Consider the following 26,916-nt stretch of genomic DNA (forward strand, 5'->3'; position numbering starts at 1 on the left):
ATATAAACTTAATATCACAAAACACAGTATAAGGAAAATGATTATTAAACTATTTTCTTATTGTTATAATACTCCCTTTTTCTATTTTTAAAATTGTAGAAGCTTTTGTTGAAACCTTATCTATATTGACCTTTACAACAAAATCAACATTTTGTTTTATTTCTTCACTTATTTCTAAAAATGATTTTGGCGTAGGCTCTCCACTTACATTTGCAGAAGTAGAAACAATAGGTTTTCCAAATTCTCTAATTAACTGAATACAAAACTCGTCCTTTGGAATACGAATAGCAATTGTATTATCAACTGCAATCGTATTGGGAGCTAAACCTTTTGGACTATTATAAATAATAGTAGTTGGTTTTTCTGATGTCTTTAAAATTTCAAAAGCTTTTTCAGGGATGTTTTCTATATAATTTTGCAACATTTCAATAGAGTCTACCAAAATGATAAGGCTCTTCGATTCTTCCCTGTTTTTTAATTTATAAACCTTTTTTACAGCTTCTTCATTTGTAGCATCACAACCTACTCCCCAAACTGTATCGGTTGGATAAAGAATTGTACTTCCTTTTTTTAAAAAAAATAATATTTCTGATATTCTATTCAAAGCTATTTAAATTTCAATTCAAACCAATTTAAAATAAAGTTGAGCTTACTCTTAGAAGCTTGATCTAGACTTTGAAGACATAAAAATAGCTTGTCTTTATTTTTTGATTTTATTAACACCTTATACTTTAACCAAAGAATCGGTTTTTTAAAATTCTGTATATATATAAGTTGATAATCTTTCAACAACTCACTTGAATTGTTTTTAATCTCTAAGTGATTAACCAAAGACTCTATTAAGAACTGGGAAGGGTGTCTAAATCGATGTTTAATATTATTTATAAATTCATTTTGATTTTCTTTAAAATATTCTTCAAAAGTAGATTTTCTCATAGGCATAGGAACATGATGTAACTTATAATACTTTTTAAATCCTAACTTTTTTGCTATGATTTGTTGAGCTTTAAAATGTCCTGCGAAATTTTCTTTTTTTGGTTTACCTATTAACTTTAAAAAAGATCTATACACTTTTTTATGTAATATATTTTCATCAAAAGATTTCCATTCCCCTCTTAACCTAGGTACATTATTTTTGAAATAATCTTCAGGAGATGTTTTATTTATTAAAAAAAAATCATCGCACATACATATAAAATGTTCAGATAAACCTGGAATTTTATATAGCATGCTTGCTATTGCTCTAGAATTAAATGTTGGTAAATATTCTTCATACCCTTTAAAGACATCTGTATGATCAACCATTTTAACCTTGTTGTACAAACTATTTCTCTGTTCTTTATCTAACAAAAATTTAGGTACTTGATTATCTGTAAGTATAAAAATATTCCTTACAAAACTTGCATTTTTAATTACAGATTTAACAGCAAACTCAATTTCATCTACTTGATTATATCTAGATTTTATTTCTTTACTCGAAAGCTCTTTCTTTGCATTTAAATAAGTGTTCATCTTATTCCTATGCTTAGGATCACTTCCATCAACCCACATAAAAACTACATCTATTTCCATATACGTTCTTAAACCGCTACATCATACTCTCTAAGAGCATCATTTAACGAAGTTTTCTTGTTTGTACTCTCTTTACGTTTACCAATGATTAAAGCACAAGGAACTTGATATTCACCGGCAGCAAACTTCTTCGTGTAACTTCCAGGAATTACTACAGAACGTGCTGGTACTACTCCTTTCATTTCAACTGGTTCATCACCTGTTACATCAATAATTTTAGTACTCATTGTTAATACTACATTCGCACCTAAAACAGCCTCCTTCTCTACTCTAACCCCCTCAACAACAATACAACGAGAACCGATAAAAGCTCCATCTTCAATAATTACCGGTGCAGCTTGTAAAGGCTCTAAAACCCCTCCAATTCCTACTCCACCAGATAAGTGTACGTTTTTACCAATTTGTGCACAAGAACCTACAGTTGCCCAAGTATCTACCATGGTTCCTTCATCAACATACGCTCCTATATTCACATAACTAGGCATTAAAATAGTTCCTGCTGAAATATAGGCTCCGTGACGAGCTACAGCATTTGGTACTACACGAATTCCTTTTGCTTCATAACCTCTTTTTAATGGAATTTTATCGTGATATTCAAAAATACCTGCTTCTAAGGTTTCCATTTTTTGAATTGGGAAGTATAATACTACTGCTTTCTTTACCCATTCGTTTACCTGCCATCCATCCTCTGTTGGTTCAGCAACACGTAAATCTCCTGCATCTAATAAATCTACTACTTTTCTAATAGCATTAATCGTAGTTTCTTTTTGTAATAACTCGCGGTTATCCCACGCTTTTTCTATAATTGATTGTAATTCTGTCATTTTTCTAAAATATTTTCAGCAAAAATAAAATTGCTTTCCATAATATACTGCGAAGATACATTTTTTAAACAGATATTTCTTCCTTGTTTAATTTAGCTACCTTTGCAAAAACTTATAGAATGGGCAGGATATTAGCCATAGATTTTGGAAAAAAAAGAACAGGAATTGCGGTAACCGATGAGCTTCAAATTATTGCTTCGGGTTTAACAACTGTGGATACCTCTGAACTTATCGCATTTTTAAAAGATTACACACAAAAAGAAAATGTTGAACTTTTTTTAGTAGGAAAACCAAAGCAGATGGATAATTCTGATAGTGAAAGTGAAGTTCTTATTCTTCCTTTTCTCGAAAAACTTGAAAAAGCGATTCCTTCTATCCCTATAAAACGTGTAGATGAGCGTTTTACCTCTAAAATGGCTTTTCAAACTATGATTGATAGCGGTTTGAAGAAAAAACAACGTCAAAACAAAGCTTTGGTAGACGAAATAAGTGCGACAATCATCTTACAGTCGTATTTATATAACAAATAATTTTCTACCCAAAGCATTCTTTGTATTTTTGCGTTCCTAAAAATTAAAAAGTAAATGATTTTACCCATTGTAGCATACGGAGATCCCGTTTTACGTAAAGTAGGAAAAGAAATCGATAAAGACTATCCGCAGTTAGACAAATTAATTGCCGATATGAGAGAAACTATGTACAATGCTAACGGACTTGGTTTAGCAGCTCCTCAAATAGGAAAAGACATCCGTTTGTTTGTTATTGATGCCTCTCCTTTTGCAGAAGATGACGATTTAAGTGAAGAGGAAAAAGAAGTTTTCAAAAACTTTAATCGCGTATTTATCAATGCTAAAATCATTAAAGAAGAAGGTGAGGAATGGGCTTTTAACGAAGGGTGTTTAAGTATACCTACTGTTAATGAAGATGTTTTTCGCCAAGAAAAAGTTACTATTGAATACCAAGATGAAAATTTTGAAAAACACACAGAAACGTTAAGCGGATTACCTGCACGTGTTTTTCAACATGAATACGATCATATTGAAGGAGTTTTGTTTACCGACAAACTTTCTTCACTAAAGAAACGATTAATTAAAAAGAAATTAGACAATATTTCTAAGGGGAAAGTAAACGCTGGATATCGCATGCGTTTTCCTAATGCTAAGAGATAATAGTTATACACTAAAAACATTAAGACATGGAATTTAACAAAATTATAGCTGTAACAGGTAAGCCAGGTTTGTATGAAATTTTATCACAAACTAAAACAGGAGTTATCGTAAAATCTATTGTTGACGGTAAACGTTTTCCTATTACTGCAACTCATAACGTAAGCTTATTAGAAAACATTGCTATTTATACGTACGAAGAAGAAGTGCCTTTAGCGCAAGTATTTAAAAATATTGCTGATAAAGAAGATGGTAAAGACGCAATTTCTCACAAAGAAAGTGCTAATAAATTAACGGAGTACTTCGGAGAAGTTTTACCGGGGTTTGATGAAGAACGTGTATACGCTTCAAACATTAAAAAAGTAATTCAGTGGTACAACATTTTAGCAAAAGCTGAATTTGATTTTAGTACGTTAACTGAAGCTGAAGAAACAACTACAGAAGAAGCTTAAATCGTGAATACTCGTAAGCAACAGTTAGCCGCCTTTAATCGTTTGTTAGACATCATGGACGATCTTCGTGAGAAGTGTCCGTGGGATAAAAAACAAACCTTACAAAGTCTGCGTCATTTAACTATTGAAGAAACTTACGAATTAGCAGATGCTATTTTAGACAACGATTTACAAGAAATAAAAAAAGAATTAGGCGATGTGCTTTTGCACATCGTCTTTTATGCTAAAATAGGTAGCGAAAAACAAGCTTTTGACATTGCTGACGTTGCCAACGCCATCTCAGACAAACTTATCGACCGTCATCCACATATTTATGGTGATGTGGTTGTTGAAAATGAAGAAGATGTTAAGAAAAACTGGGAAAAACTCAAACTAAAAGAAGGTAATAAATCGGTTTTAGAAGGTGTTCCTAAAAGTTTACCTGCAGTAGTAAAAGCCAATCGTATTCAAGATAAAGTTGCAGGTGTTGGTTTTGATTGGGAAGAACCACATCAAGTGTGGGAAAAGGTTCAAGAAGAGCTTTCTGAATTGAACGACGAAATCAAAAACAACAATCAAGAGAAAATAGAAAAAGAGTTTGGAGACGTGTTGTTCTCTATGATTAACTACGCGCGTTTTATTGGAGTAAACCCTGAAAACGCCTTGGAAAAAACCAATAAAAAATTTATCAATCGCTTTCAATTTTTAGAAGAAGCTGCCAAAAAAGAGGGTAAACAACTTTCTGACATGACCCTTGCTGAAATGGATGTCCATTGGGAAAATTCTAAGGAATTTTTCAAATAGTCATAATTGGGAGAATTCAAAAGAATTCTTCAAATAGTCATAATTGAAAAAATTCGAAAGAATTCTTCAAATAATCATAATTGGGAATAAAAACATTTTTAGTAGGCACTAAATACCACTTCTATTAGGCACTAAATGTCTTTTCCACTATGTACGAAAAGGCTTTTCCACTATACATATCAAGTTTAATAGTACTTTAGCTCATTTCGAGTTAAGTTTAGGTTCAATGACCTCCCTACTATGATATTTCCTGTCATTCCGAACGCGAGAGAGGAATCTCAGCCAATGAAGTTCCAAGTACTCTTTGGAGTCACAAACAATCAACTATAAGATTTCGCAGTTGTACCTCCTTCGAAAGGACAACTAACAACCCAACCGTCATTGCGAGTGAGAACGAAGCAATCTTTGTATCCACTAAAAGATAGCCACGTCGTTATCACTCCTCGCTATAACGTTACTCGTCATTGCGACCGAAGGGAGAAATCTCAGCCAATAAAGTCACAGATACATTTAGAGTTACAAATATTCGATTATAAGATTTCTCACACTTCGCTATCGCTTGGTTCGAAATGACAACTCTCGAACGTCATTATAAGTACCATAACACACGACACTGTTGTCCGTTGGCACCAGACAGTACTATCCTATGACTTTAGACACTACTGTCTGAAGGTTAAGACAACATCTACATAATATAAAAAGAATAGTAACATCCGCTACCAATTCCTTTAATTGTTACTACTCCCTGCTATGATGTTCCCTGTCATTCCGAATGCGAGAGAGGAATCTCACACAATGAAGTTCCAAATACTCTTTAGAGTCACAAACAATCAACTATAAGATTTCTCAGTTATACCTCCTTCGAAATGACAACTAAGAACCCAACCGTCATTGCGAATGAGAACGAAGCAATCTTTATATCCACCAAAAGATAGCCACGTCGTTATCACTCCTCGCTATAACGTTACTCGTCATTTCGACCGAAGGGAGAAATCTCACAATTTAGAGTACAACTACTAATATTTCCCTATTTTTACCCTATGGATATAATCATCATCACCGGAGGAAGTAAAGGAATTGGTAGAGCATTAGCCGAAAAATACACACAAGAAAATTACAGAGTATACTCACTATCCAGAAGCATTGTCGATTTGGAAAATGTGGTACAGCTTTCTGTAGATTTATCTGATACCAAAGCCACACACAACACGTTTAAAATGTTATTAGACGAAATTCAGAAATTGGAAGTTTCATCGATTACCTTGGTGAATAATGCGGGAAGACTCGGTACCATAGCGAACCTAGAAAACATTCCTTCGGAAGATATTGCCAAAAGCATTCATTTGAATACCACTACTCCACTTATTTTATCCAGTTTGTTTATTGAAGCGACACAACAGTTGATGTGTAAAAAGCAGATTATTAGTATTTCATCTGGAGCAGCCGTAAAACCTTATGAAGGTTGGAGTATTTACTGTACGTCTAAAGCTGCGATTGATATGATGACCAAAACCATTGCTGCGGAACAAAACGAGCTTGAACATGGTGTAAAATGCAATGCTATTTACCCTGGTGTGGTAGATACCAATATGCAAACTGATATTAGAAGTACCGATGAAAAAGATTTTAAAAACGTACAACGTTTTATCGATTTAAAAGAAAACGACCAGTTGTACACTCCTGAGTACGTTGCTGAAACCATTTTTAGCATAGACACCCAAAACAAACTACAAAATGGGGATATTGTGGATATTCGGAATTTTTAAAATATAATTTGATTATAAATTACTTTCTAGTAACTTGTCTACCATAAAATATAAAAAAGGACTCATATTCTCAAATGAGTTGACAATAACTTAAACTGACAATTAAAATGAAAAGACTAGAAAAATTGATATTCGACAATCTGAACAAAAAACAATAACAAAATATGGATTATGATTTTTCTAAACTCAATGACAGAGAGTTTGAATCATTAGGAGCCTCAATAATCGAAAAAATATTAAACAAGAGAGTTGAAATATTTAAGTCTGGTAGAGACGGTGGAGTTGATGGTAGATTTTGGATTGGTAAATCAAAAGAAGGCATTATACAATGCAAGCATTATATTTCAACGCCATATACAACACTAATTTCTAAATTACAATCTGAAGAATTAGCAAAAGTCAAAAAACTTGAACCAGCCAAGTATATATTTATTACTTCAAAAAAATTATCTCGTCTTAACAAGCAAGAAATAAAAGCAATATTCAATCCTTTTATAAAAAACGAAGCAGATGTTTATGGATATGAAGATTTAAACAATTTCTTATCTAAAAAGGAAAATCAAGACATTGTTGAAAGAAACTATAAATTATGGATTACAAGTACTTCTGTTTTAGGTTTAATTTATAATAACGCTATAAAAGGCAGAAGCGAGAGTACCATTCGAGAGATTGAAGAAAACGCATACAAATATGCTTTAACAGAGAACCATAGAAAAGGGTTAAAAATTCTAGAAGAAAATAATGTCGTAATAATGACAGGAGAACCAGGTATAGGTAAAACTACGCTTGCAGATAATTTAGCACTTTATTACACAGCGAAAGGATACGAGTTTTGCGATATCGAAGAAAATATTAGCGAAGCCGAAAGTATATTCAGAGAAAGAGAAAAAAAGAATATTCTATTTTATTGTGATGATTTTTTAGGAAGTAATTTGTATGATGCTATTAACAACAAAAGAGATTCGCATATTGTTAAATTTATAAATAGAGTTCGTAAAGATGATTCTAAAAAATTCATTCTCACATCTCGTACTAATATTCTAAATAAAGCATTCAGTTTAAGTCATAGATTTCAAAATGGTAAAATACGTGATAATGAGTTTCTACTTAGAGTAGAAAACTTAACGAACGTGGATAAAGCAAAAATTTTATATAATCACATTTATCATTCAAACTTAGATGATGAGTATCTTAATAAGATATATCAAGATAAAAGATATAGAGATATAATTAAACATCGAAATTTCAATCCTCGCATAATCGAGTTCATTACTGATTCTGAAAGAGTTGGACATATATCAACTGAAGAGTATTGGGGATATATAATTAAGAATCTTAATAATCCAGAAGACATTTGGGCAGACTATTTTCAAAATCAAACTGATGATTGTGTTAGAGCTCTTACGTTTTTAACTGTTTACAATAATGGTAAAATTTCTGAAGATGAATTAAGACGCTCCTATAACACTTTTTTAAAAATTCACAATGTCAATCTTGGTGACCAAACAGATAAAAGTTTTGAAGCAGTCAGGAAATTAGCTACAAAATCATTGTTAAATAGAAATCAAATAGATGAAAATAACTTTGAATATGTATTGTTTAATCCATCTATAACTGATTTTGTGCTTGGTTCATATTCTGACGAGAGCGATTTAATATGTAATGTCATTAAATCTCTAGAAACAGAAACTTCTATAGATTATTTACAAACTCTAACAGGTTTCAGAAAAATCAACAAGACTAATTCAAAAAGGATTCAAGAAAATTTATTTGATTTCTTTTTTGAGCGTAAGATGGAAGAAGAAGACTGGGATTTTCTGATATTACTTACATATTTAGATTTTTTTAATGATAGTTTAAATTCAAGAATCGAGCATTTTTTAAAAAGTTTAATCAAAGCAGATAACCCTGATGGTGTTAGATTATGGGAACTATTATTAATATTAACTGAATTTGAACCAAAAATAGAATTTAAAAATTTTAAATTCTTATACAATTTTATTGAAGACGTTTCTGACGAAGATACTTTAAAAGAACTATTGAACTTTATAGATTACTTTGAAATTGAAGATGAGCATATTCTATTTCAGGTTGAAACTCTTATCGAAAATTACTTGAGAGATATTGTTGACAATAATGACTTAGATGTAGATTATCCCAAACATATAAACGAATATCACTACCCTGAAGGTTACCCTGAATATGACATTGACTTAAATGGAATAGAATCGGAAATTCAGGAAAGCCTTGATTCTTCGTTAGATGGTTTCAATGTATCTGTATTAGAAAAAATTGACTTCAATACATCAAGATTCGTGTCAAATTTAGATGTAGAAGGTATGGCTATGAGTTTTTTTGAAACTTATGAACCTGATTACGAGAATTATTATAGTGATGGACATTATTCAAGTTCCTCGTACGAAGACGATATTGATGCAATTTTTGAGCGATCGTAATACTATAAAAATTTGAAAACAGATATTAAAAAACAGTTTTCAATAATAGCGATAAGTTATTGCTTCTTTTGACCTATTTCTGAAACTCCTCACGGGTATTCTATTCGATATTATATTTATTAAATTAGTTACTGAAATACACTACTAAATCATACAAAAACATTAGCAAAATTAAAACCTCCTAATAAGCATCCACATCCACAATAAAACGGATGGGTCTAAAATCTTTGACGGCTTCAAAGGTATTTTTAATTTTTTGTAACTGCTCTTTGGTTTTTCCCAACGATTGTTTGGGTGGAATTTTAATTACTAAATTCTTAATATACTGGTTTCGAATACGAGAAACCGCAGGTGCTGTAGGCCCCAATACATTTTCATGAAACACATTTTGTAACGCTTTGGCTAACCAATTGATACCGTTATCAACACGTGTGTAATCTTTGTGTTTTAAGGTAATTTTTATCAAACGATAGTACGGCGGATAATGAAACTGCCAACGATCTTGCAACTGCTCTTTATACATTTCTGTATAATTGTTAGTAGATACCTGTTGTAAAATCTGATGATATGGATTGTAGGTTTGTATGGCTACATTTCCTTGCTTTTTGGTACGTCCTGCCCTACCCGATACTTGCACCATCAACTGAAAAGCACGTTCGTGGGCTCTAAAATCAGGGAAGTTGAGCATAGAATCCGCATTTAAGATTCCTACCAACGATACGTTTTCAAAATCTAATCCTTTAGAAAGCATTTGCGTTCCTACCAAAATATCAATTTCTTGCGCTTCAAAAGCCCCAATAATCTTTTGATACCCATATTTACCGCGCGTGGTATCCAAGTCCATTCGTCCAATGGTATGATTCGGAAATAGCTCTTTTAACTCGAGTTCTATTTGCTCCGTTCCGAAACCTTTGGTGTCTAAGGTAGCACTTCCACAAGCGCCACAACTATTCGGCATTGCGCGTTGGTAATGGCAATAATGACATTTTAACTCTTTACGGAATTTATGATAGGTTAAACTCACATCACAATTCGGACATTGAGGAGACACCCCACAAGTAGTACACTCAACCACAGGCGAAAATCCACGTCGGTTTTGAAATAAAATAACCTGCTCTTTTTCGTCTAAGGCTTCGGTAATCATTTTTAATAAACGATCCGAAAAATGACCATTCATTTCCTTTTTTCGATGCTTTTCTTTAATATCTATCAGCTCAATTTTAGGCAATTGAATGTTTCCAAAACGACGGGTTAATTCTATAAATCCGTATTTATTTTGCTCAGCATTAAAATAACTCTCTATTGATGGTGTTGCAGAGCCTAACAATACTTTTGCTTGGTGTAAATGTCCTAATACTACTGAAGCATCACGTGCGTTGTAACGGGGTGACGGTTCAAACTGTTTGTAAGACGTTTCGTGCTCTTCATCCACAACAATCAACCCTAAATTTGAAAACGGTAAAAACAACGAAGAACGCGCTCCTAAAATAACCTGCGCTTTCGGTTTATTTTCTAACACATTATTCCACACCTCTACTCGTTCGTTCATCGAGTATTTTGAATGGAATACCGAAATAAAGTTTCCAAAATAATTTTGTAAACGGGTAATGATTTGGGTTGTTAAGGCGATTTCTGGTAGTAAAAACAATACCTGTTTTCCTTCAGCAATCACTTCTTTAATTAGTTTTACATAAATTTCTGTCTTACCTGAGCCTGTAACCCCGTGTAATAAACTTACCTGTTGTGTTTCAAAAGAAGTTTTTATTTGATTGAAGGCTTCTTGTTGAAACTCATTCAATTCTTTTATCTGATTCGTTTCTCCTTGATAGCTAATTCGATCGGTTTGAATATGATAAAATTCAAAAATATCTTTCTCTACCAAGGCTTTTAAAACTGCGGAAGAAGCTCCCGATTGTTCTTCTAAATCTTTTGCTTTTATTGGCTTTTTAGCCGCCGCTAATTGAAAATACGTCAGTACCGCTTCTCGTTGCTTTTTAGCTCTTGAAAGTTCTTCTAAAAGCGTTTGTAAGCCTTCATTTGAGTTATAGTTGTTATGTAACCGAACATACTTAATCAGTTTAGGCTTGTATGTTTCGTAAATTTCTTCTTTAATATATACAGCACTCTTCTCTATTAAGCCATTAATGATAGGAAGCACGGTTTTCTTTCCTAAAATATCAGCAACTTGATGAATGGTTAACTGTGAATGATGTTGTAAAGCTTCAAAAATTAAAAACTCCTCATCGGTTAGTATGGCTTCCTCTTCAAAGTTTTCATTTTTATAGATGATGGTTTCACTTTCTAACAGAAAAGCGGATGGTAAAGCTGCTCTATACACATCTCCTAACGAACACATATAATAGCTCGAAATCCACTGCCAATGTTTTAACTGTTGTTCCGTTATAATAGGCGTATCATCTAATATTTGATGAATGTCTTTGGCTTCGTATACTTCGGGTGCATTTTGGTGAATGTTAAACACCAATGCGGTATATATTTTACTTTTTCCGAAAGAAACCGCTACACGCATTCCTTTTTTTAAGAAAGAGGCTTCTGCTTCGGTTACCGTATAGGTAAACGTTTTTTGCAACGGAATGGGTAATATGACGTCGATGAAATATGGCATTATTCTACTATTTCTAATGGAGCTGGTGGTGGGGGTGGCGGAAACTCTATTAAATTACCCTTCTTATCAAACAATCTGAAGTCTTTTTCCAATAATATTTGAAGAGGATATACTCTCTTTAAAGAATCTATATTTTTCTTTTGAAAACTATTAATAAAATTAAAATATGATACTGATATAGTATTCAATGCTTTATATACTCTTTCTTTAGATTTTTTAGTTAAATCGCGATACCTAAATAGTATTATACTTCTATCTGGACTATCAGAATATCCATAATCTTTTCCCCAATTTAACAACTGTTTATTTAAATACTCTTCAAAATTTTTAACACTAAGAACTTTTTCATCTTCATGAAAAAAAAGTGTTTTTTCTTCTTTAAAGTCGCCTTCCAATACAATTATATTTTTTTCTTTAATACAAAAAGTTGGCAAATGACACTTTATAAAAAAATTAATATTTAGGGGTATATCATTATTTTGTGTTCTTACATACTGTTTCTTGTGAGTAATCTCCTCATAATACTCGCATTTTTCTATATAGTTTTTGAAACTAATAATTGTATCTAAATCAAAAACAAAAGTTGAGTCTGTATTTTTCTGTGAAGGAAAAACATCTTTCATAGTTAAGGCTTGTTCCTTTACTGTTTTGGAACAAGAAATAATTAGCAGAAATAAAACAGGAAGTATGTAAAAAGTGGGTTTCTTCATCTAATATCAAAACTACACAAAAATGAGTAGACTATAAATACTAAGTTTGTGTATTTAACCTTTAGTTTGTATGGTATTTTATACTAAACTCTATAGGGTTGTTTGATTTAATTACTTATCATTTCTAAGTACAACTTTTCTACTTTAGCTCTCGCCCAAGGTGTTGTTCTTAAAAACTTTAAACTAGATGTATAGGTTGGGTTCTTTTTAAACACATTTATATTCAATATTTCTCCCATTTCTTCCCAACCATACTCCAAGTATAATTCTTCTAACATGGTGGCTAGTTTTATTCCGTGAAGCGGATTGTTTGGTTGTTCTTGACTCATGCTACAAAGGTAAATATTCTATTGTAGTAATTCGTCTAACAAAATTCTAAATTTATCACTATTCCAATCGGCAGGTCCTTTTTTATCTACGACAATAGTTCCGTTTTTATCAATTATAAACGTCGCAGGAATTGAATTGCTTACTAGTTGATCTGGTACTTTTGATAAAATGTTATACGTTGGTAAATCATACCCTTTGTCTTTATAAAAAGCCTCAATAGTTGTCCAATCTTCGTTACTCACAAATACAAATTCAACCTTGTCTTTATAATCGTCATATAACTTTTGAATACTTGGCATTTCGGCAATACAAGGTGGACACCAAGTTGCCCAAAAATTTACAAAAACTACTTTATTCTTAGTTTCATTAAAATCTATATTCGAAGTATTTAAGCCTTTAAGATTCCAATTGTAGTCGTTTAACATTTCTCTTTTTTCTTCAGTAATAGTTGAAGGAGAAAACGAAACTAACCTAATAAAATAAATTTTAGTTGGTGGGTATAATAATAGGCCAATTATTATAACAAATGCAATGTTTAAGATTGTTTTTTTGTTCAGCTTCATTAAGTTTATCCTTTGATTCAGGTTGTCGTTTCAAACGTTAAGAAATTACAACAACTTTTTCTTTTAATTTTTCATCAAATCTACTATTCTTAGCTAAAACAAAGAAAATATTAACAAACATTTGGGTAATATACTCTTACATATTACTCAGATTCAACTGTATTGTTTGCTAATTTTTCAATACTTTAGCATCACTTTTTTAAACAAACAATACACAATAATAAAACCAACATGAATAAAATAATGTTTACTTATTATTTTATTCGTTAAAAGGTTACAAAAACAATAAAAAACAAACACATGAAAAATACAGCTTTATCACATGTACATGAGGCTTTGGGAGCAAAAATGGTTCCTTTTGCAGGTTATAATATGCCTGTACAATACGAAGGAGTAACTGCTGAACACGAAACTGTTAGAAAAGGAGTTGGTGTTTTTGATGTAAGTCATATGGGAGAGTTCTTTTTAAAAGGAGAAAATGCTTTGGCTTTAATTCAAAAAATATCTTCTAACGACGCTTCTAAATTAGTTCCTGGAAAAGCACAGTACAGCTGTATGCCGAATGCTGATGGAGGAATTGTAGATGATTTAATTATTTACATGATTGCTGAAAATGAGTATATGTTGGTAGTAAACGCTTCTAATATTGAAAAAGATTGGAACTGGATTTCTCAACACAACGATTTGAATGTTGAAATGGAAAATCGTTCTGAAGATTGGTCGTTATTAGCTATTCAAGGTCCTAAAGCTGCAGAAGCAATGCAATCGTTAACTTCAGTTGATTTATCGAATATTAAATTCTATACTTTTGAAATCACTGATTTTGCTGGAATTCCGAATGTAGTAGTTTCTGCTACTGGATATACTGGTTCTGGTGGATTTGAAGTATATGTAAAAAATGAAGATGTTGAACAACTTTGGAACAAGGTTTTTGAAGCTGGTAAAGATTGGGGAATTAAGCCTATTGGGTTGGCTGCTCGTGATACTTTACGTTTAGAAATGGGATATTGCTTATATGGTAACGATATTGATGATACGACCTCTCCTTTAGAAGCTGGCTTAGGATGGATTACTAAGTTTACGAAAGACTTTGTAAATGCTGAAGCTTTAAAAGCTCAAAAAGAAGCGGGTGTTACTCGTAAATTAGTTGCATTTGAATTAACTGAGCGTGGTGTTCCTCGTCATGATTACGAAATTGTTGATACCGATGGAAACAATATTGGTCGTGTTACTTCAGGAACGATGAGTCCGTCATTAGGTAAAGGAATAGGGTTAGGGTACGTTACTAAAGAAAACTCTAAAGTTGATAGTGATATTTTTATCCAAGTTCGTAAAAAACAAATTCCTGCTAAAGTAGTGAAGTTACCTTTTTATAAAGGTTAATAATATTTCTTAAAAAAAAAGCAGCTTTTAAAAGCTGCTTTTACCCCTTAAAGAATAATTTAATTTTCCCCAAAAAATTAAATTAAATGCTCATTTTTACTTTGAGCACTTCAAATATCTAGAACAAAAAAGCCTTTTTAGTTTTAACTTCCTTAAATGACGCCTTTTTAGATATGAGTGTGTTATTTTATTCCTTAAAAGTAAAAAAGCAGCTCCTAAAAGAACTGCTTTAATACTGTAAATCAACAATTTAAATATTATTAATCTTTTTTCTCATCGTCTTTTGATGCTTTGTTCCAGATTTTAATTTCATCAGAAGCAGTAACTCCTTCTAAAACTTCAATATTTACTCCGTCTGAAACTCCTAGTTTTAACTCACGCTTTTCAAACTCCTCATCTCCCTTTTTTATTTCTACATAAGGCTCTTCTGTTTTCTTATCAAAACGTAATAACGATTCTTTAATAGATAAAACACTATCTTTTTTCTCTAATACTATATCTGCATTCGCACTGTATCCTGCTCTTACAAAATAATTATCATCAAGTTTTACATCTGCTTTAATTTTAAACTGTACAGCTCCGTTTTCTTCTGTTCCTTTTGGTGCTATAAAGTTTAATATTGCTGGAAATTTTTTATTTTCAATGGCTCCTAATGAAACTTCAATGTTTGATCCTTTTACTAATTTTCCTACTTCTGATTCATCTACTTTACCTTCAAAAATCATTTTCTCCATATCAGCTATTGTTGCTATGGTTGTACCTTCATTAAAGTTATTTGATTGAATAACTTGATATCCTTTTTTTACAGGAATTTCTACAACCATACCAGAGGTTGTCGCTCTAATATTTGTATTAGCTCCGGCAGAACCTACAGATCCTTTCTTAATTATTTGATAATCGTTTTGAGCATTTCTTAAGTCATTTTTTGCTTGATTGTATGATAATTGCGATGCTTCAAAATCTTGACTAGAAATTACGCCTTTGTCGAATAAGTTTTTATTTCTATCATATTGCGTTTTTGCATTGTTTAGTCTAATTTGTATAGAGTTAATCATTCCTCTGGCACTTTGTAACGATTGTTCGTTAGGTACTACTCTTACCGTTGCTAACAAATCACCTGCTTTCACTATTGCTCCTTCTTCAACAACTATTTTATCTATAATTCCTGCTATTTGAGGTTTTATTTCAACTTCTTCTAAAGGAACAACTTTTCCTGTAGCTACTGCTTTTTTAACAATTGTAGTTCTGAATGGTTTCTCTGTTTCATAGGTTACCACACTTTTTTGATTTTTCTTTCCTAACCAAATTAGGATGACTACAAATAATAGTGCTACTATTCCTAAGATAATTTTTGCTCTTTTGCTCATGATTAATTGATTATTTCTTTTTTTATTCTTCTCTTAATGCTTCGATTGGTTTTACTACTGTTGCCATATATGCTGGTATTAATCCTATTAAAGTTCCTAAAATTACTAGGATTGAAAAGGCTAGCATTACTATGGGTATATTTACGGTTGGATTTACTAATGTTGGATCGTCTCCTCCTCCTACTAAAAGATCTAATAGGAATAGAACAAGTCCTCCAAAAATAATTCCTAGCATTCCTGCCACAGTGGTTAAAAACACTGACTCTAATACTATTTGTCTTTTAATACTTATTGGAGTTGCTCCTAAAGCTCGTCTAATTCCAATTTCTTTCGTACGCTCTTTTACGGTAATTAATAAAATGTTACCAATGGCAAAAACTCCTGCTATTAAGGTTGCAATCCCAACAAACCATGTTAAAAACTGCATTCCTGTTAAAAAGCCCATTAATTTATCTATTTGGTCTCCTAAATTTACACTTCCAAAAGCTCTTTTATCTTCTGGGTGTACTTTATGCAAGTTTTTTAAGGTTAACAAAATATCTTTTTCCATCTGCTTGATATCTACTCCTTCATTAGCTGTAATCATCATCCAATCTACTTTATTAGATGTGTTATATACTTTTTGAAAGGTTGTAAATGGAATGTAAGCTGTATCTCCATCAATATCTATAGTATTTGAAGGTTTATATACACCTACAACTTTGTAATTAACGTTACTAATTTTTACATACTGCCCAATAGGTACTTCTTTTTTATCAAAGAGTTGTTTGTACATATCTTCAGAAATAACACAAACTTTAGAGTTGTTCTTTATATCATTCTGATTGAGAAATCTTCCGTAGATTAAATCCTTCTTTTGTACACGATCTAAAACGGGATAATCTCCACTAACCTGAAAATCACCTGATTTAAAATCTTTAACAACAGTACCATTAGTTTGATTTCTAGGCGCCAATAACTTTATTTCATTACTATATTCTTTTTCAAGAACTTCAATATCTTTAAATGTTAAATCAAATCTTCTTCCTTTTTGAAACCCTTTAAAAGGCATATCTGTTCTCTGTGTCCATAAAAAAACACTGTTGGTAGCGAAATCTCCAAAAATTCTTTTAAAGTTATTTTCCATACCACGAGCAGCTCCTAATAAGACTACTAATATGAAAATTCCCCATAGTACCCCTACAATGGTAATACCTGTTCTTAATTTATTTTTACGAATACTTCCGTAAATTTCTTGCCAAGTGTCTGAATCAAATAAAAACTTCATAATTAGTCTGCTCTTAGTGCTACAATTGGTTTAATTTGTGCTGCCTTTTTTGCTGGTAAATACCCTGCTATTAATCCTGATAAGATTAAAATAATAGTAGCTCCTATTACAATTCCCGGACTTACACTTGGGTCTTTTATAAAGTATTTTTCTAAACTATCTCCAATAGCACTTAAAATATAGGTTCCTAAACTTAAACCTAAGTACCCTGCTATGGTTGTTATTAAAATAGACTCTTGAATTACCATACCAATAATTGATGCAGGTTTTGCTCCTAAAGCCTTACGAATTCCGAATTCTTTTGTACGTTCTTTAATAACAAAAATCATAATATTACTAATACCAATAATTCCTGCTATTAAAGTTCCAGAGCCTACAAATATGACAATAAAGTACAATGCAAACATAAATTGGTTGATTCCTTTGTTTGCTTCTGCCATATTTCTTACGGATAAAGCACTTTGGTCATCAGGGTGAATGTCTAACTTTTTACGTAAATCTCTTTCTAGTCGATTACCAAACGTAATAGCCTGATCTAAATTTAAATCTGGATTATACCCTATATTAATTTGACTGATATAATCGTTATTTCCGTATAGTTTTTGTGCTGTTGTTACAGGCATGTAGGTTAATCGTTCTTCATTATCTCCTCCTTTATCTGAAAATATTCCGACTACTTTATATGAAATACCATCAACATTTACTCTTTTTCCTAAAGCTGGTTTTTCTCCAAATAAATCTTGTTTAACAAGACGACCAATAATAATAACCTTTGCATTATTTTTTAAATCTAACTCGTTAATATACCTTCCTTCATCAATAATTGTTTTTTCTAAAAATTGATGATCTGGGTGTACAGCTCGTAATTGATAATTATTTTGATTGTTCTTATAAGTTATATTTACACTCTTGTATATTCTTGCTGTTAAATGTTGAATCTTGTTTTCATATTCATCTTTAACATAATCAAAATCCTTATTTTTTAACTGAATTCTTCTTCCTGTTTGTAACCCTTTGTAAGGCTTAGAGGTTTTCCACACTCTTACAAACATAGCATTGGTTGCATCGTCTACAAAAGCTGTTTTAAACTGATTTTGTAATCCAGATACAATTCCAAATAATAGTGTAAACAATAAAATTGCAAAAGCTACCGTAAATCCTGATAAAACCGAACGCAGCTTATTTTTACCAATACTTTGAAATATTTCTCTCCAGCGATCTAAATCAAACATAATTAAATTGCTTTTGCTTTATTCGTTGCTGTTTTTGTTAACTCATCGCTAATAATAACACCATCTTTTAACCGAACAACTCTATTAGTTTGTTCTGCTACTTCTTCTTCGTGTGTAATTACAAAAACAGTCATACCTTCATCGTTAATTTCTTTTAATAAATCCATTACCGAATCGGTTGTTGTAGAATCTAACGCTCCTGTTGGTTCATCTGCTAATACAACTTTTGGCTTGGTAGCTAAAGCTCTTGCAATTGCTACACGTTGCTTTTGACCTCCAGAAAGTTCATTTGGTAAGTGATTAGCCCATTCTTTTAACCCTACTTTTTCAAGATATTCTAAGGCTATTTCTAATCGTTCTTTTCTGCCAACTCCTTTATAGTATAATGGTAATGCTACATTTTCTAAAGCTGTTTTATAAGAAATCAAATTGAATGACTGAAAAACGAATCCTAAAAACTTATTACGTAATACTGCAGCTTTCTTTTCATTTAAGTTTTCTATCAACTGTCCGTTTAAGTAATAGTTTCCTTCATCATGTGTATCTAATAAACCTACAATATTTAATAAGGTAGATTTCCCCGATCCTGAAGACCCCATAATTGATACAAATTCGCCTTCTTTTATATGTAAATCTAATCCTTTTAAAACATGAAGTGAGTCTTTTCCTATAGGATAAGATTTGTGAAGATTTTCTATTCGAATCATAGTGTTAGTTAATTTTTAAATAAAAAATAAATACTAATTCTTCTAATCTACTAATAAATTATTGTTAAATCATTATTTACTTTCTTACAAGACGCTTAATTTTGATTTATGTTACAAGTTAACACTTAATTTTTTGAAAAAAATTAAATATGAACAATTTACCTAGTAATAAAAAAGTGATTTTATTTGATGGTGTCTGTAATTTTTGCAACGATAGTGTGCTAAAAGTTATAAAATATGATGTTAAAAATCAGTTTGTTTTTACTTCTCTTCAATCGGATATAGGAAAAGAAATAACACAATATTTAGGGATAGACACTTCCAAGGTTGATTCTATTATTTTATACGAGCCAAATGTTGCTTATGATATTAAATCTACAGCTGCGTTAAAAATTATGAATGATTTTGGTGGAGTTTGGAAATTAACGCAATTTTTTTTGATATTTCCAGAGAGTTTTAGAAACTTAGTATACGATTACATTGCTAAAAATCGCTATAAATGGTTTGGTAAAAAAGATGCCTGTATGGTTCCTTCTAAAGAAATACAAGAAAAGTTTTTATAAAAAACAAGCTCACCAAATTGGTGAGCTTATGCATAGCAATATTTCCCTTTTCTAGGGGACGACTTAATTAAAATAAATTTTTGAAGCTCCTACTCCTACTTCTGTTGAATATATTTTATTCTTAGTATTAATATCATACACCATTAACTCACTTACTTCTTGAAATTCATATTCAGCAACAAATAATTGATTATCTCTTACATTCATTCCATAAATAACTCCTACATCAATACCTTCTTCAGCTAACTCATTTGCTGTCTCTTTAATACCGTAAACTTTATCTGTATTTCCTTGATAATAATATATTTTGTTATTAGAATATGCTAAATAAGTAGCCCTTTTATTTTCAGGAAAAGCTAATTCTTTGATTATTGTATTATCAGTTGTATTAATAATAGAAATTGAAGAAGGAGTATTTTTAGTAGCTTTATAGTATGGAGCTGGTCCATATTCTAAAGGTTTACCTTCAGACAAAACAATTAAATTACCTGTAGCATCAAAAGCCATATCATCAGGATTATCTTTTACTGTTATTGTTGATACTACATTATTATTATTTAAATCTACTACAGAAACAATGTTGTTTGATGACCAACCTCCTTTATGTGAGATATATAATTTATTACCTTTATTTACAATTTGCTCTACACCATTAGCTAGTGAAATTGTATTCTCTTCAATAGTATTAGTTTCAATATCTATAATAGCTACATAATCATCATTCTCATTTGCACCATCACCCCAGTTTGTAACATATCCTTTTCCATTTACAATAGTCATATATCTTGGATTGTTTAACCCTGTTGTAATTTGTCCCTTCTTTTTAAAAGTATATCTATCTGCAATTACAATCATATTAGCATCATTTAAAATGATATAAGCATCTGTTTCAGAAAAAGCTATTGATTGAATTAATCCTGCTAACAATGCTCCATTTTTACCTGCATAAATAAAATTTTGTGACTCAGATAACTCATTATTCACGTAAGAAATAAATCCATCTTTATTTCCATAAAGTCCTTCTCCACTTACAATAACTCCATTATCGTATTTGTCTCTAATTACTTCAACTATTTTATCTTCACTAGAACAAGAGATAAGTACTATACTTATTAAAAAAAGTTGTAAAAGTAGTTTTGTTATTTTCATTGGTTTAAAATTTATAATTTAAATTGATATTAAAATTTGTTCCTGGCATAGGACGCAAATTTGAGAAATAATACACTTCATTAAATATATTATTAAGCATGAATCCTATCGTTGGAAGTTTTGATTGTTCTCTAGATAACTTAAAGGTTACTCCTAAGTTTTGAACATTTACCGATTTTACAGAATAAGTTTTTGAGTTTGTTGGGTTTGTATATACACTACTTTGATATAAACTTTGTATAAAAATTTTCATCCTTTTATAATCATATCCCACATTAAAATTTAATAAATGCTTTGGTGCAAATGGTAATACTTTTCTTGTTTCTATATTTTCCGCTAACGTAAACGTATAATTGGAAGAGAAGTCAACTATATGTTCTCCTATCTCTTTCTTAAAACTCACATAAGTTTCAATTCCTTTATTAACCACATCACCTACATTTCTTGGTCTCCACAAATTGCTGCCACCTGTTGGTAACCAAAGAATTTTATCATTAATATGGATATAAAATAATGTAGATGTTATATTTATATTTTCATTTTTAAGAGAAGCTCCCAATTCCCCTTGTTTTGAATTTTCTGGTATTAAGTTTAAATTTCCTACTACAGGCCAATACATTTCATTATAAGTAGGTACTCGATAATTTGTTGAAAAATTGGCTAGGATGTTTAATTGATTAGCTAATCTATATTCTCCTCCTACGAATAAAGACAGAGGCACATTAAAATCTGAATTAATTTCTTTTCTAACTTGTAAATTCGTTATTAATTTTTCAGTAGGTTGATATTTAACACTTCCTACAAAAGCAACTGAATTTCTTATTTCAGTACCTATATCAGAACTACTGCCGTTTATATTTTCATAAATAGTTTTGTAATTAAACGACAAAACATTAGATGATCTATAAGTTAAAGAGTGGTTTATAAATACATTTTTTGACTTTCCAAATTCAAAATTTTCAACATCCTTATTCCTATAATAACTATACTTTTGTGTTAGATAGGCTAAGTTTAACTCCTGTTTAAACTGTGACGAAAACGCATACTTCCATTGTAATAAATTTCGTTCATTGAAATCTTCATTTCGTTCGCTACTCGCAGATGGATTTGGGAAACCGTTGGAAAAAAAACGATTTCCATAGTAAGCGGTCGAATAAAACGATAAAGTATTTGTAGGAGTAAACTTATAACCTATGACAAAATTAATTCCGTAGTTTTTGTAATTACCATTTTCATTAGTTAGTAGGTTTCCATAATCATCTTTATACCGCTCATCAATATATGTGTAATCATTATCGGAATAATTAAACGTAGAAGCTAATTTTATACTCCACTTATCTGTTCCTACTGAGCTTTTAAAAAAATTAGACGTTGTATTGTAACTTCCGTAAGAAGTAAATAATTGAAATTTTTGATGCTCTTTAAACAACAATTCATCTTTCAAGTGTACCGTACCACCAATGGCACCAGAACCATATTCAGCACTATTTCCTCCACTTTGAACAATGATATTATCATTCAAGCTTGCAGATAATGAATTAAAATCTGTTTGTCCGCTTCCTACAGCATTAATGGGAATACCATTCCATAAAACCAACGTATTTGAAGCCGATGTTCCTCTAAAACGAGCGGTACTCACACCTCCATTTCCATAATCTCTAAAAGCTATTGGACTATTATATCGTAGAAGGTTTGTTAAGTTGATAGGGTTTTTTGTTTGTTCTTTAACTCCAATCTTTAATTCTTTTGTAGCAATGCGTTTTTTTTCTACATTTCTCTTCCCGTTAACTATTACCTCTTTTAATTTATTAACAGTTATAGTATCTTTTTGGGAAAAAAGATTAGTTGTAAAAAACAGTATAAATATTATTGTTATTTTCTTCATTATACATTAAACTTTTATCCCGAAAGTTTTAATTAAATTATAATAATTGGCAGGTCTCCTGGCTTGCGTCTTGTAACATACCTTCCCATTAAAAAAACAGTGGTTTGAGTATTTGTTACAAGCTTAATAGCTTACAGTTGCGGGAACAGCTTCGGTTTTGCACCGAATTCCCTTTTAATTCTCTTTAATAGATGATTAAAGAAAAACCAAAAATCACGGCAAATGTATAGTATTCTTATAAATTAGCAACCATCAAGTCATGATAATTTGCGAATTTTGTTTGTAAGTTTTCTGAAATCGTATAATAATCTGGATGAATCATTTTTGCTAAGCATTCAATTCCTTCCACCAAAGTACCAGCAGAAGATTGTGTAAACATGGCAAAGTCGGCAATGTACACTTGTTTATTTTTTACTGCTCTTAAAGACGTCCATTCTTCCCTTTCTTCTAAAAATTTCATATCCTCTAGAGTTCTATCAATTCCGTATCCGCAAGGAGCGATAATCAATACCTCTGGATTGTATTTTACAATTTTATCCCAAGAAATTACAATACTATCTCCTGATGGATGCGATAACAAATCAATTCCTCCAGCATAGCCTATTTGATGAGGAATCCAGTGCCCGCAGTTAAACAACGGGGCTATCCACTCTAATAACATCACACTTTTCGATTGGATTCTATGTTCACGTTGTACATCCACAATATCATAAATACGCTTTTTCAATCCACTCACATATGCCTCTCCTACCGCTTCCTGCTTCATAGCTTTTGCAATGGTCAATGCATTCTCAAAAACATCTTCTAAAGAATTTGGAGTAATTGATATTAATTCTGGAACTTTAGGTAATTTATAAGCTGATTTTGCCACAGATTCTGTATCTATCTGGCAAACATCACATACATCTTGTGTAAAAACAATGTCGGGTGCGATACGTTCTAAAACAGGTTCATCCACATAATACAACGTCTTTCCTTCTGCCTTGGTTTTAGAGAAAATAGCTGTTATCTCTTTACTCGTTAACACTTTTCCTTCCAACTTATATCGAACAGCTACTTCTTTTTCTTTTAGAGCTACTTCTGGGCACTCAAAAGTTATTCCGTTTAAATAATCTTGTAACCCCATGTCATAAATCATTTGGGTTACTGCTGGCATAAAAGAAGATACTGTCATAATTCGTGGTTTTAGTTCAGCAAAAATAAACAGTTCTCTATTTTAATTTGTTTTTTATTAAAAATCTTTCCAATCTTTGTGTCAACATAAAATGCGATTTCATGATATATTATATCTCAGGAGGTGAACGCTCAGGCAAAAGTAGCTATGCTCAAAAGCTAGCCGAATCTTTATCTGACACCCCTATTTACCTAGCCACCTCTCGTATTTGGGATGAAGGTTTCAAGCAACGAGTTGACAGACATATTTCTGATAGAGATGAACGCTGGACCACTGTTGAAGAAGAAAAATGGTTAAGTAAGGTGATCTCTGAAAAACAAACGGTGGTTGTTGATTGTGTTACATTATGGCTAACAAACTTCTTTGTAGATACAAAATATGATATTGAAAAAGCGCTAGAAATTGCTAAAGAAGAAATTAACAAGTTGGTTGAAATTGACGCCAATATTATCATCATTTCTAATGAAATTGGTATGGGATTACATGCCAATTCTGAATCTGGAAGAAAATTCACACAACTACAAGGCTGGACGAACCAATACATAGCAAAATTGGCTGATAAAGCAACTTTTATGGTATCTGGACTTCCTTTAACTTTAAAATAACACATGACAACAACAATAACTCCTATATCAAAAGATTTACAGAACGAACTTCAAGAAGAAATCAACTTCAAAACCAAACCAATTGGTGCTTTAGGTACTTTAGAAAGTATTGCCATGCAAATTGGTTTAATTCAAAATACCACTACACCTGTACTCTCAAAACCTACAATTATGGTTTTTGCAGGAGATCATGGAATTGCTACTACGGGAAAAGTGAGTCCGTACCCACAAGAAGTTACGCAACAAATGGTGTTTAACTTTTTGCAAGGAGGTGCTGCTATTAATGTGTTTTGTAAACAGAATAACATTCATTTAAATATTATAGATGCTGGTGTAAATGCTGATTTTGAAGAGCATCCACAACTTACCAATGCTAAAATAGCGAAAGGAACTCAAGATTATAGCACTACCAAAGCTATGACCTCAAAACAATGCCAAGAAGCTTTAGAAAAAGGAAGACAATTGGTAAGAAAGGTGTATAGTGAAGGTTGTAATGTTATTGGTTTTGGTGAAATGGGTATTAGCAATACGTCATCTGCGGCTTTGTTAATGAGTTATTTTACCAATACACCTATTGAAAACTGTGTGGGTAGAGGTACTGGAGTAGATGATAAAGGACTACAAACAAAAATCGACACATTATGTGAAGTCTATAAGTTACACGCCGATTCTATTTCAACACCTATGGAAGCCTTAACTGCCTTTGGCGGATTTGAAATTGTAATGATGTGTGGTGCTATGTTAGAAGCTGCTTCTTTAAAAATGACTTTACTTATTGATGGTTTTATTGTGACTGCTGCCCTATTAGCAGGGCATGCAATGGAATCTGATATTTTAGACTATTGTATTTTCTGTCATAATTCAGGAGAACAAGGGCATCAAAAAATGTTAGAATTTTTAAACGCTGAACCTCTTTTAAATTTAGGCTTACGTTTAGGTGAAGGTACAGGTTGTGCGGTTGCCTTTCCTATTATTCAGTCGAGTGTGAACTTTTTAAACGAAATGGCTACTTTTAAAAGTGCCAATGTTAGTGAAGCCTAGTTATGATAAAAAGACAAATCCATTATTTTTTAACAGCTGTATTGTTTTTTACACGAATTCCGTGTCCTAAATGGGTAGATCATTCTCCTGAAATACTCAACAAAAGCAGTCGCTATTTTTCTTTAGTAGGAATTGTAGTCGGAAGCATTGCAGCATTAGCCTATTTTGCTTTTTCTTATATTTTTCCTACGGATATTGCGATTGTAATCAGCATGATAAGTTCTATTTGGATTACAGGAGCTTTTCACGAAGATGGACTTGCCGATGTATGTGATGGTTTTGGTGGCGGATGGACTAAAGAAAAGATTTTAACCATTATGAAAGATTCCAGACTCGGAACTTTTGGAGTAAGTGGTTTGGTCTTTATTCTAGCTATAAAGTTTTTAGCTCTATATCATTTACAAAACCTATCCATTAATTTAATTCTAGTAATTATTTCAGGACACAGTATTAGCCGATTTATCGCTACGGTTTTATTGTATACACATGACTATGTAAGAGATATTGACAGTTCTAAAATAAAACCAACCACCAAACAAATGAGTAGTAAATCGCTACTCATATCAGCTATTTTCGGAGTAGTTCCCTTATTTTTCTTTCAAAAACCAACGGTATTTTTAGTATTACTTCCATTATTGCTCACCTATTTGTATATGGGGCACTTTTTTAAAAAATGGATTGGTGGTCAAACAGGAGATTGCGCTGGTGCTTTGCAACAAGTATCTGAAATTGTTTTTTATCTAAGCCTACTCGCCTTATGGAAGTTATTTTAATACGACATACCACACCTAATATTGCCAAAGGTATATGCTATGGTCAGGCAGACATAGAGGTTGCGACTACTTTTGAGGAAGAAGCGAGCGATATTCTAAAAAAAGTTCCTGTCAACGACGCTGATGTAAGGTATTATAGCAGTCCCTTACAACGTTGTAAGCTTTTAGCTGAAAAACTTTCAGCTAACGTAATTTTTGACAATCGATTAAAAGAACTTGATTTTGGTGATTGGGAGCTACAAAAATGGAACGATATTGATAAAAAAGAACTCGATATTTGGATGAACGATTTTGTAAAAACTCCTGCTAAAAACGGAGAATCTTATATCGATTTACACAATAGAACTACCAATTTTTTAACCGAATTAACAACCAAAAACCATCAAAAAGTTGTGCTTGTTACCCATGCTGGTGTCATGAGAAGTCTTTGGGCTTATATGAATGAAATTCCGTTAGAAAAATCATTTGAATTAAAACTAAACTACGGAGATACACTCACCCTACACTTATAAAAACTTATTA

General features: G+C 31.7%; 26 protein-coding genes and 1 riboswitch. Of the genes, 12 read left to right on the top strand and 14 right to left on the bottom strand.

The features are described 5' to 3' along the window. Positions 1-49 precede the first annotated feature (49 nt). The 3 genes from AC3VJB_RS04705 to AC3VJB_RS04715 are packed head-to-tail and all read right to left on the bottom strand — an operon-like array spanning position 50 to position 2,396. Positions 50-604, bottom strand: a complete 555-nt coding sequence (locus tag AC3VJB_RS04705; RefSeq protein WP_073183943.1) for an L-threonylcarbamoyladenylate synthase — start codon at positions 602-604, stop codon at positions 50-52. A 2-nt stretch (positions 605-606) separates the two neighbouring features. Next, positions 607-1,572, bottom strand: a complete 966-nt coding sequence (locus AC3VJB_RS04710; protein ID WP_437824721.1) for a stealth family protein — start codon at positions 1,570-1,572, stop codon at positions 607-609. Between the two features lie 8 nt (positions 1,573-1,580). Then, on the bottom strand, positions 1,581-2,396 hold the full coding sequence (locus AC3VJB_RS04715; protein ID WP_394420993.1) for a 2,3,4,5-tetrahydropyridine-2,6-dicarboxylate N-succinyltransferase: 816 nt from the start codon (positions 2,394-2,396) through the stop codon (positions 1,581-1,583). 119 nt (positions 2,397-2,515) lie between these two features. Here AC3VJB_RS04715 and ruvX point away from each other — a divergent pair, with 119 nt between their 5' ends. From ruvX to AC3VJB_RS04745, 6 genes are all read left to right on the top strand, one after another. After that, positions 2,516-2,926 (top strand): Holliday junction resolvase RuvX, encoded by a 411-nt coding sequence (gene ruvX / locus AC3VJB_RS04720; protein WP_394420991.1) that lies wholly within the window; start codon positions 2,516-2,518, stop codon positions 2,924-2,926. A 54-nt stretch (positions 2,927-2,980) separates the two neighbouring features. After that, positions 2,981-3,565, top strand: a complete 585-nt coding sequence (gene def, locus AC3VJB_RS04725) for a peptide deformylase (protein ID WP_073183938.1) — start codon at positions 2,981-2,983, stop codon at positions 3,563-3,565. 26 nt (positions 3,566-3,591) lie between these two features. Next, complete coding sequence (locus AC3VJB_RS04730; protein WP_047788730.1) at positions 3,592-4,014, top strand: DUF5606 family protein; 423 nt, start codon at positions 3,592-3,594, stop codon at positions 4,012-4,014. 3 nt (positions 4,015-4,017) lie between these two features. Continuing rightward, the gene (gene mazG, locus AC3VJB_RS04735; protein ID WP_073183936.1) at positions 4,018-4,797 is read left to right on the top strand and encodes a nucleoside triphosphate pyrophosphohydrolase; all 780 of its coding nucleotides are present in this window, start codon (positions 4,018-4,020) and stop codon (positions 4,795-4,797) included. Positions 4,798-5,837: 1,040 nt separating this feature from the next. Then, positions 5,838-6,563: a (S)-benzoin forming benzil reductase gene (locus AC3VJB_RS04740; protein WP_497666816.1), complete on the top strand. Its 726-nt coding sequence runs from the start codon at positions 5,838-5,840 to the stop codon at positions 6,561-6,563. A 164-nt stretch (positions 6,564-6,727) separates the two neighbouring features. Continuing rightward, complete coding sequence (locus AC3VJB_RS04745) at positions 6,728-9,019, top strand: nSTAND3 domain-containing NTPase (RefSeq protein WP_497666817.1); 2,292 nt, start codon at positions 6,728-6,730, stop codon at positions 9,017-9,019. 181 nt (positions 9,020-9,200) lie between these two features. Here AC3VJB_RS04745 and priA read toward each other — a convergent pair whose 3' ends face one another. The 4 genes from priA to AC3VJB_RS04765 all read right to left on the bottom strand — a co-directional run bounded on the left by priA (position 9,201) and on the right by AC3VJB_RS04765 (position 13,248). After that, a complete protein-coding gene (priA, locus tag AC3VJB_RS04750; RefSeq protein WP_497666818.1) occupies positions 9,201-11,645 on the bottom strand; it encodes a replication restart helicase PriA in 2,445 nt (814 codons plus the stop codon). Continuing rightward, entirely contained in the window at positions 11,645-12,355 is a 711-nt protein-coding gene (locus tag AC3VJB_RS04755; protein ID WP_497666819.1) for a hypothetical protein, read from the bottom strand. Before AC3VJB_RS04755 ends, priA begins: the two co-directional genes overlap by 1 nt. Before the next feature lie 107 nt (positions 12,356-12,462). Next, positions 12,463-12,684, bottom strand: a complete 222-nt coding sequence (locus AC3VJB_RS04760; RefSeq protein WP_047788724.1) for a VF530 family protein — start codon at positions 12,682-12,684, stop codon at positions 12,463-12,465. Between the two features lie 18 nt (positions 12,685-12,702). Beyond that, entirely contained in the window at positions 12,703-13,248 is a 546-nt protein-coding gene (locus AC3VJB_RS04765; RefSeq protein WP_073183919.1) for a TlpA family protein disulfide reductase, read from the bottom strand. 300 nt (positions 13,249-13,548) lie between these two features. Between AC3VJB_RS04765 and gcvT the strand changes: the two genes are divergently transcribed. Beyond that, a complete protein-coding gene (gene gcvT, locus AC3VJB_RS04770; protein WP_437824732.1) occupies positions 13,549-14,631 on the top strand; it encodes a glycine cleavage system aminomethyltransferase GcvT in 1,083 nt (360 codons plus the stop codon). 260 nt (positions 14,632-14,891) lie between these two features. On the opposite strand, the gene AC3VJB_RS04775 is transcribed toward gcvT, so the two are convergent. From AC3VJB_RS04775 to AC3VJB_RS04790, 4 genes are read right to left on the bottom strand one after another with little or no spacing between them, the layout of a single operon-like run. Next, positions 14,892-15,998: an efflux RND transporter periplasmic adaptor subunit gene (locus AC3VJB_RS04775; protein WP_047788721.1), complete on the bottom strand. Its 1,107-nt coding sequence runs from the start codon at positions 15,996-15,998 to the stop codon at positions 14,892-14,894. 22 nt (positions 15,999-16,020) lie between these two features. Next, complete coding sequence (locus AC3VJB_RS04780) at positions 16,021-17,265, bottom strand: ABC transporter permease (protein WP_159491010.1); 1,245 nt, start codon at positions 17,263-17,265, stop codon at positions 16,021-16,023. Positions 17,266-17,267: 2 nt separating this feature from the next. Next, a complete protein-coding gene (locus tag AC3VJB_RS04785) occupies positions 17,268-18,497 on the bottom strand; it encodes an ABC transporter permease (RefSeq protein WP_167713780.1) in 1,230 nt (409 codons plus the stop codon). A 2-nt stretch (positions 18,498-18,499) separates the two neighbouring features. Beyond that, positions 18,500-19,204, bottom strand: coding sequence for an ABC transporter ATP-binding protein (locus tag AC3VJB_RS04790; RefSeq protein WP_073183911.1), 705 nt, complete (start codon positions 19,202-19,204; stop codon positions 18,500-18,502). A gap of 149 nt (positions 19,205-19,353) precedes the next feature. Between AC3VJB_RS04790 and AC3VJB_RS04795 the strand changes: the two genes are divergently transcribed. After that, positions 19,354-19,767: a thiol-disulfide oxidoreductase DCC family protein gene (locus AC3VJB_RS04795; protein WP_167713779.1), complete on the top strand. Its 414-nt coding sequence runs from the start codon at positions 19,354-19,356 to the stop codon at positions 19,765-19,767. A gap of 63 nt (positions 19,768-19,830) precedes the next feature. Here AC3VJB_RS04795 and AC3VJB_RS04800 read toward each other — a convergent pair whose 3' ends face one another. The 3 genes from AC3VJB_RS04800 to AC3VJB_RS04810 form a co-directional block, all read right to left on the bottom strand. Further along, a complete protein-coding gene (locus AC3VJB_RS04800) occupies positions 19,831-20,916 on the bottom strand; it encodes a YncE family protein (RefSeq protein WP_047788716.1) in 1,086 nt (361 codons plus the stop codon). Between the two features lie 4 nt (positions 20,917-20,920). Further along, entirely contained in the window at positions 20,921-22,801 is a 1,881-nt protein-coding gene (locus AC3VJB_RS04805; protein WP_497652154.1) for a TonB-dependent receptor plug domain-containing protein, read from the bottom strand. Between the two features lie 31 nt (positions 22,802-22,832). After that, a riboswitch (cobalamin riboswitch) is annotated at positions 22,833-23,027 on the bottom strand. 9 nt (positions 23,028-23,036) lie between these two features. Next, positions 23,037-23,975 (bottom strand): ABC transporter substrate-binding protein, encoded by a 939-nt coding sequence (locus AC3VJB_RS04810; protein ID WP_497666820.1) that lies wholly within the window; start codon positions 23,973-23,975, stop codon positions 23,037-23,039. A gap of 101 nt (positions 23,976-24,076) precedes the next feature. On the opposite strand from AC3VJB_RS04810, the gene AC3VJB_RS04815 reads away from it, so the two are divergent. From AC3VJB_RS04815 to cobC, 4 genes are read left to right on the top strand one after another with little or no spacing between them, the layout of a single operon-like run. Continuing rightward, on the top strand, positions 24,077-24,580 hold the full coding sequence (locus AC3VJB_RS04815) for a bifunctional adenosylcobinamide kinase/adenosylcobinamide-phosphate guanylyltransferase (protein ID WP_497666821.1): 504 nt from the start codon (positions 24,077-24,079) through the stop codon (positions 24,578-24,580). A 3-nt stretch (positions 24,581-24,583) separates the two neighbouring features. Then, a complete protein-coding gene (gene cobT, locus AC3VJB_RS04820; protein ID WP_497666822.1) occupies positions 24,584-25,621 on the top strand; it encodes a nicotinate-nucleotide--dimethylbenzimidazole phosphoribosyltransferase in 1,038 nt (345 codons plus the stop codon). Positions 25,622-25,623: 2 nt separating this feature from the next. Then, positions 25,624-26,394, top strand: coding sequence for an adenosylcobinamide-GDP ribazoletransferase (locus AC3VJB_RS04825; protein WP_497666823.1), 771 nt, complete (start codon positions 25,624-25,626; stop codon positions 26,392-26,394). Further along, positions 26,379-26,906, top strand: coding sequence for an alpha-ribazole phosphatase (gene cobC / locus AC3VJB_RS04830; RefSeq protein ID WP_497666824.1), 528 nt, complete (start codon positions 26,379-26,381; stop codon positions 26,904-26,906). The genes AC3VJB_RS04825 and cobC overlap by 16 nt, the downstream gene beginning before the upstream one ends. The last annotated feature ends 10 nt before the right edge of the window (positions 26,907-26,916 follow it).

The organism is Tenacibaculum sp. TB-53 (genome assembly GCF_059716285.2).

Coding starts and splice junctions, on each gene's coding strand:
- AC3VJB_RS04710 (WP_437824721.1), bottom strand. CDS start 1,572: ATGGAAATAGATGTAGTTTTTATGTGGGTTGATGGAAGTGATCCTAAG.
- AC3VJB_RS04715 (WP_394420993.1), bottom strand. CDS start 2,396: ATGACAGAATTACAATCAATTATAGAAAAAGCGTGGGATAACCGCGAG.
- ruvX (WP_394420991.1), top strand. CDS start 2,516: ATGGGCAGGATATTAGCCATAGATTTTGGAAAAAAAAGAACAGGAATT.
- def (WP_073183938.1), top strand. CDS start 2,981: ATGATTTTACCCATTGTAGCATACGGAGATCCCGTTTTACGTAAAGTA.
- AC3VJB_RS04730 (WP_047788730.1), top strand. CDS start 3,592: ATGGAATTTAACAAAATTATAGCTGTAACAGGTAAGCCAGGTTTGTAT.
- AC3VJB_RS04740 (WP_497666816.1), top strand. CDS start 5,838: ATGGATATAATCATCATCACCGGAGGAAGTAAAGGAATTGGTAGAGCA.
- AC3VJB_RS04745 (WP_497666817.1), top strand. CDS start 6,728: ATGGATTATGATTTTTCTAAACTCAATGACAGAGAGTTTGAATCATTA.
- priA (WP_497666818.1), bottom strand. CDS start 11,645: ATGCCATATTTCATCGACGTCATATTACCCATTCCGTTGCAAAAAACG.
- AC3VJB_RS04755 (WP_497666819.1), bottom strand. CDS start 12,355: ATGAAGAAACCCACTTTTTACATACTTCCTGTTTTATTTCTGCTAATT.
- AC3VJB_RS04760 (WP_047788724.1), bottom strand. CDS start 12,684: ATGAGTCAAGAACAACCAAACAATCCGCTTCACGGAATAAAACTAGCC.
- AC3VJB_RS04765 (WP_073183919.1), bottom strand. CDS start 13,248: ATGAAGCTGAACAAAAAAACAATCTTAAACATTGCATTTGTTATAATA.
- gcvT (WP_437824732.1), top strand. CDS start 13,549: ATGAAAAATACAGCTTTATCACATGTACATGAGGCTTTGGGAGCAAAA.
- AC3VJB_RS04775 (WP_047788721.1), bottom strand. CDS start 15,998: ATGAGCAAAAGAGCAAAAATTATCTTAGGAATAGTAGCACTATTATTT.
- AC3VJB_RS04780 (WP_159491010.1), bottom strand. CDS start 17,265: ATGAAGTTTTTATTTGATTCAGACACTTGGCAAGAAATTTACGGAAGT.
- AC3VJB_RS04785 (WP_167713780.1), bottom strand. CDS start 18,497: ATGTTTGATTTAGATCGCTGGAGAGAAATATTTCAAAGTATTGGTAAA.
- AC3VJB_RS04790 (WP_073183911.1), bottom strand. CDS start 19,204: ATGATTCGAATAGAAAATCTTCACAAATCTTATCCTATAGGAAAAGAC.
- AC3VJB_RS04795 (WP_167713779.1), top strand. CDS start 19,354: ATGAACAATTTACCTAGTAATAAAAAAGTGATTTTATTTGATGGTGTC.
- AC3VJB_RS04800 (WP_047788716.1), bottom strand. CDS start 20,916: ATGAAAATAACAAAACTACTTTTACAACTTTTTTTAATAAGTATAGTA.
- AC3VJB_RS04805 (WP_497652154.1), bottom strand. CDS start 22,801: ATGAAGAAAATAACAATAATATTTATACTGTTTTTTACAACTAATCTT.
- AC3VJB_RS04810 (WP_497666820.1), bottom strand. CDS start 23,975: ATGACAGTATCTTCTTTTATGCCAGCAGTAACCCAAATGATTTATGAC.
- AC3VJB_RS04815 (WP_497666821.1), top strand. CDS start 24,077: ATGATATATTATATCTCAGGAGGTGAACGCTCAGGCAAAAGTAGCTAT.
- cobT (WP_497666822.1), top strand. CDS start 24,584: ATGACAACAACAATAACTCCTATATCAAAAGATTTACAGAACGAACTT.
- AC3VJB_RS04825 (WP_497666823.1), top strand. CDS start 25,624: ATGATAAAAAGACAAATCCATTATTTTTTAACAGCTGTATTGTTTTTT.
- cobC (WP_497666824.1), top strand. CDS start 26,379: ATGGAAGTTATTTTAATACGACATACCACACCTAATATTGCCAAAGGT.